The sequence below is a fragment of the Bifidobacterium sp. LH_743 genome, assembly GCF_056355775.1.
In genome coordinates, this window is the sequence record NZ_JBKESZ010000002.1 from 179,188 (window position 1) to 192,557 (window position 13,370).

Annotated in this window: 13 protein-coding genes; 6 read left to right on the plus strand and 7 right to left on the minus strand. The window is 55.6% G+C overall.

Translation table 11 applies throughout. The annotated features are described in order from the left end of the window. Positions 1-72: 72 nt before the first annotated feature. From AC1ATL_RS03890 to AC1ATL_RS03910, 5 genes are all read left to right on the plus strand, one after another. Positions 73-1,983, plus strand: a complete 1,911-nt coding sequence (locus AC1ATL_RS03890; RefSeq protein ID WP_432624517.1) for a helix-turn-helix transcriptional regulator — start codon at positions 73-75, stop codon at positions 1,981-1,983. Positions 1,984-1,994: 11 nt separating this feature from the next. After that, the gene (locus tag AC1ATL_RS03895) at positions 1,995-2,312 is read left to right on the plus strand and encodes a hypothetical protein (RefSeq protein WP_432624518.1); all 318 of its coding nucleotides are present in this window, start codon (positions 1,995-1,997) and stop codon (positions 2,310-2,312) included. A gap of 14 nt (positions 2,313-2,326) precedes the next feature. Beyond that, positions 2,327-4,927 carry a DEAD/DEAH box helicase gene (locus tag AC1ATL_RS03900; protein ID WP_476568637.1) on the plus strand — a complete coding sequence of 867 codons (2,601 nt, stop codon included), beginning with the start codon at positions 2,327-2,329 and terminating at the stop codon, positions 4,925-4,927. Between the two features lie 96 nt (positions 4,928-5,023). Beyond that, the gene (locus tag AC1ATL_RS03905) at positions 5,024-5,371 is read left to right on the plus strand and encodes an RNA polymerase-binding protein RbpA (protein ID WP_026646045.1); all 348 of its coding nucleotides are present in this window, start codon (positions 5,024-5,026) and stop codon (positions 5,369-5,371) included. A 118-nt stretch (positions 5,372-5,489) separates the two neighbouring features. Continuing rightward, complete coding sequence (locus AC1ATL_RS03910) at positions 5,490-6,224, plus strand: HAD hydrolase-like protein (RefSeq protein WP_476568639.1); 735 nt, start codon at positions 5,490-5,492, stop codon at positions 6,222-6,224. A gap of 67 nt (positions 6,225-6,291) precedes the next feature. Here the strand turns inward: AC1ATL_RS03910 and AC1ATL_RS03915 are convergent, their stop codons facing one another. After that, on the minus strand, positions 6,292-7,371 hold the full coding sequence (locus tag AC1ATL_RS03915; protein WP_476568641.1) for a protein rep: 1,080 nt from the start codon (positions 7,369-7,371) through the stop codon (positions 6,292-6,294). 108 nt (positions 7,372-7,479) lie between these two features. Between AC1ATL_RS03915 and AC1ATL_RS03920 the strand changes: the two genes are divergently transcribed. Further along, positions 7,480-7,815, plus strand: a complete 336-nt coding sequence (locus AC1ATL_RS03920; protein WP_476568643.1) for a hypothetical protein — start codon at positions 7,480-7,482, stop codon at positions 7,813-7,815. Between the two features lie 61 nt (positions 7,816-7,876). On the opposite strand, the gene AC1ATL_RS03925 is transcribed toward AC1ATL_RS03920, so the two are convergent. The 6 genes from AC1ATL_RS03925 to AC1ATL_RS03950 all read right to left on the minus strand — a co-directional run bounded on the left by AC1ATL_RS03925 (position 7,877) and on the right by AC1ATL_RS03950 (position 13,322). After that, positions 7,877-8,728, minus strand: coding sequence for a hypothetical protein (locus tag AC1ATL_RS03925; protein WP_476568645.1), 852 nt, complete (start codon positions 8,726-8,728; stop codon positions 7,877-7,879). A gap of 213 nt (positions 8,729-8,941) precedes the next feature. Further along, positions 8,942-9,214 carry a hypothetical protein gene (locus AC1ATL_RS03930; protein ID WP_476568647.1) on the minus strand — a complete coding sequence of 91 codons (273 nt, stop codon included), beginning with the start codon at positions 9,212-9,214 and terminating at the stop codon, positions 8,942-8,944. After that, positions 9,214-11,853: a hypothetical protein gene (locus AC1ATL_RS03935; protein WP_476568649.1), complete on the minus strand. Its 2,640-nt coding sequence runs from the start codon at positions 11,851-11,853 to the stop codon at positions 9,214-9,216. The genes AC1ATL_RS03930 and AC1ATL_RS03935 overlap by 1 nt, the downstream gene beginning before the upstream one ends. An 83-nt stretch (positions 11,854-11,936) precedes the next feature. Next, positions 11,937-12,128, minus strand: a complete 192-nt coding sequence (locus AC1ATL_RS03940; protein WP_476568651.1) for a hypothetical protein — start codon at positions 12,126-12,128, stop codon at positions 11,937-11,939. A gap of 361 nt (positions 12,129-12,489) precedes the next feature. Next, the gene (locus AC1ATL_RS03945; RefSeq protein ID WP_476568653.1) at positions 12,490-12,786 is read right to left on the minus strand and encodes a hypothetical protein; all 297 of its coding nucleotides are present in this window, start codon (positions 12,784-12,786) and stop codon (positions 12,490-12,492) included. Positions 12,787-13,076: 290 nt separating this feature from the next. Next, on the minus strand, positions 13,077-13,322 hold the full coding sequence (locus AC1ATL_RS03950; RefSeq protein ID WP_476568655.1) for a helix-turn-helix domain-containing protein: 246 nt from the start codon (positions 13,320-13,322) through the stop codon (positions 13,077-13,079). Positions 13,323-13,370 lie beyond the last annotated feature (48 nt).

The window sequence follows — 13,370 nt, forward strand, 5'->3', positions numbered from 1 at the left end:
TATCATAGGATGGTGTGTGCGGCTTACAAAGCCAAACACTTAAGACGAAACGTTAACGAGACGTGAGGACTAATGGCTGAGGGAAGTAACGGTAGGCGTCGTTTTTCCGACAAATGGGGCAAGCACGAACTTGATGTGTTGGCGGTGCTTTCCTCAGCCTTCCCCCAATGGCTTACCTCTCGTCAAATCGCGCAACGTGTGAAAGCTTATGCGGATTCCTATGGAGAGCTTGCCGACCAAGCGGCGAAAGCGGCTTTTGCAAAGCAATTCCAGCGTGATCGTGCCAAGCTGGCTGCCATGGGTATCGCCATCGAATCGAGACAACCTGAATATTCCTCCAAGTCGGAAGGCCAGGACTTTGCCTCGTACCGTCTGCAATTAGGGGATGAGCCTCGCGTGCGTTTGCTGTTCGGGGATGACGATCTGCCGATTCTCGCCGCTGCGAATTATCTTGCGAGATCCATGTCGATTTCCTCCGCTCCCGCGCATGAGCCCCAACACACCTCACGTACGGCACCGCGCGTGCCGCAGACTCCGATTCCGGGTCTTGGACTTGATTCCATCGCGCCGGGACTTGGCACGCAATCCATTCCTGACGAACTCGTCAAAGTGGTGGATCAGCGGCGTTTCGCCGCAACGGTGGATGTTGACGGCGAGCATCTGAACGTCGCCTACACCGATTCCGACGATCTGGCCATGTTCGTGCTGTCCCATCCGGGAGCCTCCATTGTGAGTCCTCCGGAAGCAGTGGACGCGTTCAATCGTCGTCTGCATGCGGCCACGCAGTTCCTGCCGGCCGATGAATCCACCGGCGCCGACAGTTCAACCGTGGTTTCCCCGGAAATCAACCGTAATAGTCCGGATGATGATGCCGAGGAAGGAAAGGGACGTCCGAAGAAGAATTCGGCATTCCAAACCGGTAGCGAAGTTGATCGCCGTTTGCGTCTGATGTTGTTCCTGTCCGCGCATATGGGAGAGGAATATTCGCTGGAAGAGCTTGCCGAGCGCTTCATCGGCAGACCGAAGTCCGAAGACGAATTGAAGAAGTTCGTCAACATCATTCATAAGGACATCAATACGTTGACCACGGTGTCCGATGACGGCGAAATGGCTGGAAGCCAGTTCTTCGACATCGATTGGTCGCTGCTTGACGCCGAGGGCATCGTGTCCGCCACGAATTCGCTTGGGCTTGAACGCCTCGCCGGAATCTCCCAGCAGTATCTGAGCATGCTGACCGCATCGGTGAGCTACCTTGCTCATTCCTCCCTGCTGCCGGACAAACTGCGTGAGCAGGCTGAATCGCTGTACAGCCGTCTGCGTCAGCATGTGAAGCCGGGGGACATGCCATGGTTGAGCCTTACCGGTTACGAAATGGAGCCAAGGAATTTCTCCATCGTCAAAAGCGCCATCTCCAAGAACATGCTGCTCGATATGGAGTATACAGACGGCGCAGGGCGCATTCAGCGCAAGTTGGTGGCGCCTGATAAGATTTTCGTCGACGAGGGTGTTTATTACGTGGCGGTCTGGACGGATGTGGCCAACGCGGCTCCCGCCGACAAGGCGAAGTTTGTCAAGAAGGACACGGCCATCAACAAGGCCACGGGTAAACCGCGTATCTGGCAGGTGCTGCGTATATCCCGCATCGAACATGCCGAGTTGGTCCAGCCGACCGAAAAGGTTGACATTCCGGATGTTCCTGCATCCGAACTGCGCAAGTGGAGCTTCGATAACGGCACTCCGGCCGTCTTCATCACCAATCAGGACGACCTGTCGTTCATCGACAGTCTGTCCGGTGCCACCGTCGAAAAATGTGGCGACGGCGAGAAAGTCCATCTGATCGTCTCCTCCGATTCCTGGTATGTCGCATTCTGCATCTCGCATGCGCGTCACATCACGGCTGTTGCACCGGAGACGTTGCGTACCATGATCGTCGCTCGCGCAAAGCACGAGCTGAGCATCGGCGACCATGAGAGCGAAGACTGACGGGAGAACCTATGCCTTGGTGGATCTGGCTGGTGCTTGTCCTGTTCATGCTGGCGATGTTGATCGCGGGTGGCGCATATGCGTGCATCCATGGCTATCAGGCTTTCAAGAACGTCGCAAAAGTTGGAGGACGTGCATCCAAACGTTTTGAAGCCATGTCCAAACCGCTGCCACAAGTGGAGAAGGACATGTCTCCATTCTTTACCCGACCGCTCAAGGATGCGACGGATCACTATGCCAGCGCCCATGCCGAAGTCATTCGGCGTCAAGGGGAGAAACGCACTCGTCATGCCCAGCAGTGGGCCGAATGGAAACATTTCAACGACTGATTCGAAAAGGAACCATGACTCATCATCGCCGTCGCGGCAACAACGGTATCGACAGGCAAACAAGCAAAGCGAACGCCGAACCATCACCGGCGCAACGGTATGCGGCATTCAGACAGGCGCAGTCAAAAAGAAAGTCGGTAGCCTCTAGGTTCGCCGAATCCATGCCGTTCGAATTGGATGATTTCCAGATTAAAGCCAATGACGCGTTGGAGGCCGGCGACAATGTGCTCGTCGCGGCACCCACTGGAGCTGGCAAGACGGTCGTTGCTGATTTCGCCATCTATCTGGCGCAGGAACGCAATGTCAAGGCTTTCTACACGACGCCAATCAAAGCATTGAGCAACCAGAAATACCATGATCTGGTGGAGACATACGGATCGGACAAGGTCGGTCTGCTCACCGGCGACACGTCCATCAACTCCGAAGCGGATATCGTGGTCATGACCACTGAGGTTCTGCGCAACATGCTGTATGAGCATTCCATGACATTGGAGGCATTGCGCTACGTGATCCTCGATGAGGTCCACTACCTCGCCGACCGGTTCCGCGGCCCGGTATGGGAGGAAGTAATCATCCACCTGCCGCAGAATGTGAGAATCATCGGCCTGTCCGCGACGGTATCGAACGTCGAGGATTTCTCCAAATGGATTGAATCCGTCCGGGGTGATACCACGTTGGTGGTATCCGAAAAGCGTCCCGTGCCGTTGGAGCAGCATGTGCTTGTCCAAGCCGACGACAATACTGAGCCTGAACTAATCGACCTGTACAGGCGGGATGCGAACGGCAATCAGACCGACAAACTCAATGCGCAGTTGGTGAATAGGCTCGATCAACTGGATCGCAAGGCGGCCAGACGCAGGGGAGAGCAGCGTCCCGACAAGCGCAAAGGTGGCAAGGGCGGCTGGAATGACCATTCCCGCAAACCGGAGCGGCATACCCCGCGCAGATGGGCGGTGGTCGACGAACTGAATTTCCTCGGCGTCCTGCCGGGCATTTATTTCATCTTCTCGCGTAACGGTTGCGACCAGGCTGTGGAACAATGCATCAATGCAGGTCTTGAACTCACCACCGATGACGAGGTACGCCGCATTCGCCGCATCGTCGATGAGATGGTCGAGGGACAGCTCAGCCAAGAGGATCTGAAGGCCCTACATTTCTCGCAGTTCCGTTTCGCGCTTGAGGAGGGGTTCGCGCCGCATCATGCCGGCATGGTCGCGCTTTTCCGTCAAATCGTCGAGCGATTGTTTGAAGAAGGCTTGGTGAAGGTCGTTTTCGCCACGGAGACGCTTGCCTTGGGTATCAACATGCCGGCACGATGTGTGGTGGTGGAAAAGCTCGAGAAATTCGATGGCACAGGCCATGTCGGACTGACACCGGGGGAGTTCACCCAGTTGACCGGTCGAGCGGGTCGGCGAGGCATCGACACCATAGGACACGCGGTGGTCGTGGACCATCACGGCTTTATACCAGCGACCGCTGCCGCATTGTCTAGCAAGCGCGTCTATCCGTTGCATTCCAGTTTCAAACCGACTTTCAACATGGCAGTGAACCTGCTTAATTCTAGCGATTACGAGACGGCTCGCATCACGCTCGACCGCTCATTCGCACAGTGGGAAGCTAACGAATCCGCCTGGCAGCTTGAGGCTCAGATGGATACGCTTCGCAAGGCATTGGATGGATACGAACAGGCCTTCGATTGCGAATTTGGCGATTTCAAGGAATTCATGCGCCTGCGCATGCGGCTAAGCGATTTGGAGAAGAACGAGCGTCGCAGACTCAAGCATGAGGTTTTCCGTACGCAAAAAGCGCGCGGGGAAGCGTTCAAGGCTCTTGACAGACGTATCGCGAAGCTGCGTGAAGAGGAACGCGAACACCCCTGTCGAAAGTGTTCCGATATCCAGCAGCATCTTAAATGGGGACATCGGTGGGCTCGTGAGATGCGTGAATTGGAACGGGTACGGAATCGGTATGATTCGCGTACGGGTTCGGTCGCACGCCAGTTCGATCGCATCTGCAACGTGCTCGAAGAACTCGGATATCTCCAGAGATTTGAGGGAAGCGCCGATGATCAGGTCGATTATCGACTTACCGAACAAGGTCAGTTATTGCGCCACCTGTACAGCGAGCTGGATCTGGTGCTCGCTCAAGCGATTGACGATGGCGCGTTCGATGGCCTTGATGCGGCCGAATTAGCCAGCGTTGTCATGTCCCTGATATACGAGCCGCGCAGGGGCAGTGGGGGAGAGCCCCGTCACTATCCAGGCGGAATCCAAGGCAATGTGGCTGTCTGCGCGGCACAGCTCAAGGGTGTGCACGCGTCGATCGCCATGTTGTGCGAGGACCATGCGCTTGGCGAGATGCGTCAGCTTGATTTCGGAATCACCGACGTCGTTTACGAATGGGCACAAGGGGAGAGTCTGTCACGCGTGCTATACGGCACTGATTTGACCGGCGGCGATTTCGTGCGTAGTTGCAAGCGTCTCGCCGACGTATTGCAACAGATTGCCGTAGCAGGCCCGTATCTGGGCAAACGAGCCGAAACGCTTGCTTCAATCGCTAAACAGGCCTACGAAAGCGTCAATCGTGGTATCGTCGCATATTCCGGCGTCGATTGATTCATGGGCATTCCCAAGGGAATCGGGGAATAAACAACACGTCCGAACTGTTCTGTAGCTTAGAGTGAGCAGATAATCCAAGGAGGCAAAGGCAATATGGCAGAGCGCAGCCTACGAGGCATGAGCATTGGCGCAAAGTCGCTGGAATCCGATGACAATGTGGATTTCGCGGCACGAACCGACGTCGCATACATATGCCCAAAGGGACATCGTACGATTCTGCCATTCGCCGAGGGTGCAGAGTTCCCTGACGAGTGGGAGTGCCGTTGCGGCGCCGTCGCCCACCGTGAAGGTGACGATGACAGCGAAGCCGATGAAATCACCAAACCGACGCGTACCCATTGGGACATGCTTATGGAGCGTCGTACCGAAGACGAGCTGAAAGCGCTGTTGGAGAAGCGTCTCCAGATGCATCGTGATGGGTGGTTCCCGGATTACGAGTGAGTCGTTTTCAGCGACTTGCATTTTGAACAACACCTGAACGAATGCCCGGTCATTGCGACCGGGCATAATCGTTATCGATACCGCTCAGATACAACAAATCAGGGAGAAGGTCAAACCCATGTCCGAACATCCGAAAAAAGTCGTTCTGCTTGACCTTGATGGCACGCTCACGAAATCCGATCCAGGCATCATCGGCTGTGTCGTCAAGACGTTCATGGAGATGGGATACCCGGTTCCGGACGATGCCGAACTGCATCGCTTCATCGGCCCGGCCATCAGCGAATCATTGCAGCGTAACGGCATTCCGGATGACAAGCTCGACGAGGGCGTACGAATCTACCGCAAATATTATTCCGATGAGGCCGTATTCGACGATCCGAACAATCCTGGAATGAAGGTGCCGGGACGTTTGAACAACACGATTTATCCCGGTATTCCTGAACAACTTGCCAAACTGCGCGCCGATGGGTACTATCTGGCGGTTGCCAGCTGCAAGCCGCAGTATCAGTGCATTCCGATTTGTGAGCATTTCCATCTGGACACCATGGTCGATGGCATCTATGGCGCCAGCAAGGACAATTCGCGCCTTGATAAGAATCAGGTGATTCATTGGGCTTTCCAGCACATCGGTTTCGACGAGAACGCCGGAGACAAGGCTCTGATGGTCGGCGATCGATGGACCGACGCGGATGGCGCCAAGGCGTGTGGTCTCGATTGCCTGGGCTGTGGCTGGGGTTATGCGGAACCTGGTGAGCTCAAGGCTCATGGAGCGTATCGCGTTCTGGATTCCGTGGATGGGCTTGCACAGGCCGTCGAGGAATATTTCGCTGAGGTTTTCATGAACGCATCCTGATGAAATCCGCATCAAGGATGCTACGTCATTGCATGTGAAGCCCTGATCATACAAGAAGGCCGTTATGTCAGAAACGTATGGTCAAGGCTTCATTTTCCTTGAAAATCCGCCATTCCCGAAACGCCGATAATGTACGGTACATCACGTTATGTTCGTTCTCCAAAATACGAATAAAGTCCCAATATGTGAGATGGAGCACGTCACGGCCATTGGCGTGTCGCTTGACCTTGCCAACCTTGCTCTGGGTGTTCGTCAGCTCGTGACCGAGCTTCGACGTCTGGGGAGTGGTGGCGGTTTTCGAGAGCGTGCAATACTTCGCCGCCGCTTCGATGCTGCTCACCCTGTCCAGGTCAATGACCTCGAGCCGCTGGTTTTTCATCAGGGGAGCGGCATAGCCACAGCGTTTCGCCGTCTCCACCCACTCGGCAGCATACGCGCCGCTGAAATCGGCCGCTTCCGACCTGGACAACTTATGATCGAAAATGTAATAGCAATGGAAGTGATCATGCCAACCGTTCGCGTGACTGTATGTGACCTCCATAGCGCGCAGATAACCAATCTCATGCGTCCGGCTAAACAAATCCTTAATACGCCGGTGGCTCCTGGACTTCCGCCAAACCTCCTGCGCCATCCTGGTAACGGCCTTAAGCGAATCACCCCGCTTATGCCGCACCGTCAAAGTGCCAAACACGACGCCATAGTCATGCTCCTTGCAAAAATCCATCAGACGCTTCACCTCGTCAAAACGCCCCGCCTGAATCTTGTGATTGCACACCGGGCACACCCACACGGAACCGCAGGACTGCAAGCCACTGATCCGAGAACCGTGCTCGGCATCCCAATACACGCCCTTGCCCGCGCACTTGTTGATCTCAAACCCACATTTACCCGGCCTGGTGCCACGCAGCACACGGCGCACGGTACGACGCTGCGCCCACCGATCGGCGCGCAGTTGCGCATAGGTGGCGAAATCGGCGGAGTCCGCAGCCACGTCGAGAGTGGCCGCATAACTTGCATTGCTATCAAGGGCGGCTACGCCGCCGTCCTTTTCAGCCTTGTATTCGGCGATATGGCGTCGTACCCAGAGGGACGCCCGGTATTCGGGCGTGAATTCCTCCGGTGTGATAGGATGTATGTCTGAAACCATTTGAAAACCTCACAATATCTTTTGGTTTCACGTCCTTGGATAGCTCCAACTGTCCAAGGACATTTTTTATGTCTGGGCTTATCGTATCACGGCGGACGTGATTAAATCGTGCTGCATATCGAAGGCGATGAAAAAGAACACAAGGCAAACCAGGAACAACGCGCCAGCGATGGCAAATCCAATAGTCATGAGCTTGCGATGGTTGAGACGGCGCATGTAATCCGCGATGAAGCACCACCAGACGGCGAAAATGATGAACGCGAAACCAAGCTCGTCGAAGGCCATGTCGCCGTGGCCGAATGGGACACAGGGGACGCCGGAGAGAACGATCGTGAACAGGCCAAGGATGATGCTGCGCACATGGTAGCCGTCCCGGAATTGCTCGACGCAATACCAGATCGAGGAAGCCAAGAAGATGATGAACGTCAGCAATGCGAGCAATGAACCGAACTCAATCAGCATTTCCGCGCCTTTCGTTTTTTTGTCATAACGGATATTATACACGTTATTTAGGGCGTGCCATGAGCTGCTTGTAATCTGGACACGAGCACTCGGGCACACGCCGCCGACCGCCGCAAACAGCGCAGCGTCCGGACATAAGCACCGTGCCGATGGTGCTCACGGATGCGAAAGTGTCGTAACAATGCGGCGCGGTGTGCCTGGACAGCAGGAACCAGGAGGACGTGAGCGGGTCGAACTTGCGTTGCGCCTGGTTGATCTCAAGATCCGTATAGTCCGCGCTGTCGTATGTCTTGAATCGAAACAGTCGATTCTGGCGCCATTGGCTGTCGGGAGCGCGAACGGGAAAATAGCCGTGGCAGATCGTGACCGTCTTCGTTGTCTCGCGCAAAATGCGATCGGCGCGTGACCAGGACGGCGCAGTCCACCGCAACACCAGGTCACGTTTCCGCAGCTGCTGCAGCATGGTGGCGATCTGCGGGGGCAGCGCGTCCGACTCGCGACTGCTGGCGATGCTGCTCACCTCGTCCAAAAGTATATCGGCATGACGAGCGTTAAGAATCTGCTGCCAGTCGTGCAGCATTTCCACGTTCGGAGCGGGGGAGCCGTCCGGCCAGGTGATCGGCACCGTGGTATAGATCTTGCGTCCCTGGTACAGGCTCGGGAGCGTATCGTGCACCATGCACAAAGTCTTACCGGAGCCGTTCGAGCCGATATAGGCACTGATAGGCCATCTCATGCGTGCGGAACGTCCGCAATCGCTCTCATGCGGGAACGGAGGAGTCGCGACGGCCACGTGCTCGGCGGCGGGAGCCGCCGTGCGCGCGTGTCCTTCCGCGCCTTCCTCCGTTTTCCGCCTTGAGACAAGATAGGCATACAGTTCGCGTGGCTTGACCATGTGCGTAACCTTTCGCGTGTTATTCCCCGTTTTGCAACGTTTGCAATGTTCGGGGGTTCTTTTTCGTTGTTTTTCGTATCGTGTTCGATATTCTGGTGACGTTTTTCCGGTTTTATGCGGTTTTTCGTGCAAAACACACCATGTTCGCATGTCTTTTTTTGTGGAGAATGACGTGTTTTCATGGTGTGTTTCATTTCATGACGGTTCCCCATGTCAGCCGTTGCCGCCGATCATCGGCAGATGGCCGATGGCGGCACGGGCGGCACGCACCAGGAAGCAGGCGAGGACGAAGCCGACAGTGCCTATGATAAATGTCTTGAATTCCGTCCAGGGAAACCAGATGCTGAAACCGTCAAGCCACTGCGTAATCGTCTTGATCGCGGAAGGCGGATGCATGGCAAAATCAGGGATCCGGACGCCATCGAACAAACCCAGGAACCACGCCCACAAGTCAGTAGCCCAGGAAACAACAGTCTCGGTGATCATCACACATCACTCCCGCCATCCGGGATATTGAAATCGAAGATCGCCATGACCGCCTTTCGGCAGATCGAGAACGCCATGACCGCCAGGCCAAGCGTAATGCCCGCTTTGGCCAAAGTCGGCAGGAACTCCAATTGCGTGCCGGGACAGGCGTTCAAAAACTCGGCGTCATCAAACACCTTGATATCACCCCAACTGAAATTCACCTTTATACCATGACAGCCACCGCCGAACGAATCGAACAGGGCGCCCCAATTCGTCCGCAATTCCTGGAATTGCGGCATGATACCGTCGGAAGTATCGCACTGGAACTTAACGGCCGTGGTGGTCATCACCTTGGTATCCGGAATGAACAATTGATGCGCGGCGCACGTGATTGGACTGTACAGCCAGGCGGCGGCCGTCTCGCTGGTGGCACTTTTCACACAGTCGTTCCAACTATAACTAGTATCCGGTTTCGTGGTTGTCTTATCGCTGGTGGATCCGTCCGGCTGACCGGTAGTCTGCCCACTCTTCTGCGCTTCCGGTTTGAACTGCGGCGCGTATGCGATGCACTCGCCCAACGGAACTTCCGTAATCTTTCCAGGCACGTCATACGAGCACTTATATTTCAGATTCGGATACTCCTTGGTAGTGCCTTTAAAATTCACGTCCAGTTGATGCTCGGGAACGAGGGTCTGTGTTTCCTTGACCCAATCCGCGCACGCGTAACCCTCGCTGAAACAGCTTTTGCCCGTCACTGTGTCGATGAGATCCAGGCGCTTGCCGGTCGGATTCGGTTTGATGCCGTCCAGGCTCATGCTGCCCAGATCACTAGTCTTGCCATTTGCGGTCGCTCCGTAAGAGAGAGTGCCGCCAATCGTTCCATCATCGTTTAAACCCGCCTGGACATGGCGGGGGAACAGTCCGCCGTTATCCAGATCCTGGCCGTCCAAGCTGCTGATATGTTGCGTGCCGTCCTGGTCGGTCACGGTGGTGGTGGTCGTTGCCGTCTCCTGCTCACTTGGCCGATAGGCTGCCGGGCAAGAATCATCACAGACAGCGAAACCAGTCGTGTTCGAGTCCGTCCATCCTTTATCGGACAAACGGCCAAGACGGAGCATCGCGAAAACCTGATCCGGCGTGCCCGGATAAAGTTTGTGACCACCCGAAAAATCACGATTTTTGTACAACTGATCCACAAAAACCAATCCAGAAGCATAAGACTCATCCGCGATCGAAGACAAGGAATCAGCATAAAGCTCGCCGCTGTGACCATAAGGATTATAGCCGCCATACTCATTCATCGCAGAATTATTATCCAGCCAAGGGCTCAGCAAAATATCATCCTCAGACCGGACATTAGGTACTACGCTGTTATACATCCACACGATATTCTTGATACCATTCGTAAACCATCTACCATGCACATACACCGTCGTGCCTCCCGGTGCAACACCGTAATACCAAGACGTTTCCGTATACGACCAGCCCTTGTACTGATCATCCGTCATGCTCTGCTCGCCACTAAGATCTTTTTTCGCTTTGCCGAATTGACGGGTTGAAGCCGCCGTGCCCTGGGGCACGTAATTATCGCAATCCACGCCGGTGACCGTGCCCACCACTTTATTATCAATGTAGCCAAGTGCTTTCAGAGCCCAATTTCCGGCAGTAAGACCAGTCAGGGCATCGCACCAATTATCAAGTCCCACGGTCATGTCCAGGACTTTGCGGCTGCCATCCTGGATCATACCGCCGACGAACTGGTCGATCATTTCCAAAAGACCTTGTTTCCCGGCTTCCTTGCCTAATTCCTTGGCCTTGCCCGCCCACTGCTTAGCCTGCGCCTTACGGCCACCGACCACGGCGGACGGTTTCAGATCCGAATAGTTGACGATCGAACTCTTCTTGCCGCTCATCTCGTTCAAAACCTGGTCATAGTAAAGCGTGCCGTTGTCGCGATCAAGGACGGTAAGCGCGTCATAATTCTTGAACTGGCTCGGATCATACGGAATCACGTCGGATGCAAGATACGTTCCCGGCGTGTCCCCGCCCCGTTTCCATGCATAATCGACAGCCGAAAAGACCTTAGCGACCGCGCGGCAGCCGCTCGTCTCAGCCTGAGCACTGGACGCGTCATAGTCGAAGTTCTTCGCCTGCTGCAACAGGTAAGAGGACGTGTGCGCGAGTTTCTGGCTCTCCTGGTCTATCTCCTCGCTGGTGGGAATATATCCGGTGTCACCGTAAACCTTGCTGCCGTTCGCGGAAGCCGCATAGCCGTCCGCGAACGTCTGTCCTAGCAGATTCAGCCACTCGCGCATCTCGAAAGTCTTGTCCTGGTACCGGATCACGCTGGCGTGATCATCTAACGCCTGGTCGAAATCCTTTTGCGCAGGATAGCCGTCACGAACGCCCTGATCGTCGAGCTTCGCGTCAATGTCGAAAGTCCTATCGTCCTTCAGCTGCAAAATCTTTTTCGCGGTGCCCTTGCTAATCCACCAAGGCAACTGCAACGACGTGCTGCCCATCCGGTCGAAAGCCTTGACCGCACCGCCATACCAAACTGGAACATCCAAATTATCGGCGGCGGCCGCGGGCACCGCCGACGCCAACAACACCAGGACGCACGCCATCGTGCATCCCATCTTCCGCAACAAATCCATTTTTCCACATCCCACCTAAACGAAAACCCCCGCCACTAGTGAGCAATGACGAGGGAGAAAATACCAAACGTGAATCAGGAGACTCACTTAGCGGAGCGCTTGAAGAAGCCGATAAGCTTCGGAACGCCCCAGATCACGACCGCGATAGCGGCGGCGGCACCGACAACAGCCGGAGCGGCGGCGGCGAACTGCGTACCGACCTCACTGGTGAAGGAAGACACCAGCGTGGACAGATCGGTAGCCGAACCCTCGGCAACGGTAAGCACGTAATCCATAATCTTTCACCCCCTTAAAGGAATCGCACGAACAACAAAAATTTAAATGAATGTGAGCGGATCCCTCATCAGAACCCCCTGGTCAGAACCGAGCGAAGCCAGCCGAGCAGCAGACCGGCCGCCCAGAAGCAGAACAACAACGCCGCGTCATCCATCTCGACACCTCACATACTGCGGAAGAACAGGCGGACGAGCGCGTCGAACGTCATCAACACGGCGCACACGCCACAGATCAGTTGCAACAGCACCATTTCAGCGGCCACCTCCGAACACCTGGAATCCAAGCGAGAACAAAACCAGGCACATGAACGTACCGACCAGCCGCCAGTCATCCGGGGAGAGCGTGAACTGCTGCATGGCGTTATTCCGCGTTGTTGTTGCGAACGTAGTTCAGTTTGAGGATGCCGTAAGGGTTGCCGGTGTTCTTGCTCACACCGTACACGACGTACGGACGCACGACCCACGCGACGCGTGTAGTCGGCTGGAAGGCGTGCACTTGCAAGTTCCTGGTGTCCTGGGCATTGAAATTCACGTTGCTGATGCCGTCTTCGTTGCTGACCTGCACCGTCGCATAATCGTTTCCGTCAGAACCGCGATCCACATGCACGTTCAAAATGGATCCCTCAATCAGCAATCCCGCTTCAGGTACCATAGCCATGTTGAAAACCTCACAATCATCAGTCAATCAGATTAGATTAAATCCCCTCGATGGGAAACCCATTTCGGATTACTGACAATGCAAGCATTTTCACGATGGCGTGTCATGCGCCGGAAAAAGCCGGCATGTCGCGCATGGTTCCGCGTGGTTCCGCCGTTCCGCCGCGTCCTTGCGGTGGTTTTCGTCCTTTTCCGGCGCTAATCGGGGCGCCGCCCCGAACCCCGCCGACATTTCGGAAATGTCGGCCAAACGATTGCTAGCGCGCGAAAATCGCAAGCGATTTTCGTTTGCTACTCGTTGCCGTCCTCCGTTGCGGCCAATGCCGAGTACAGCGTGTCAAGGGTGACGCCGAGCGCGACGGCGAGCGAACGGGCGGACTTGACCGACATCAACAGCGGATCGCGCGCGGACTTCGGACGTGGCGACCGGTTCCAGGCTTCCCAATTGCCGATGCGCCCGAGCGACAGGCCGGACAGTTCCGACAGTTGCGCGAGCGTCAACCCGCGATCAAGGCGGAGTGTCTGCAAGCTGACCATGATAACCCCCAAACGGATAGCGGATGATACGAAATGGATTCTAGCACG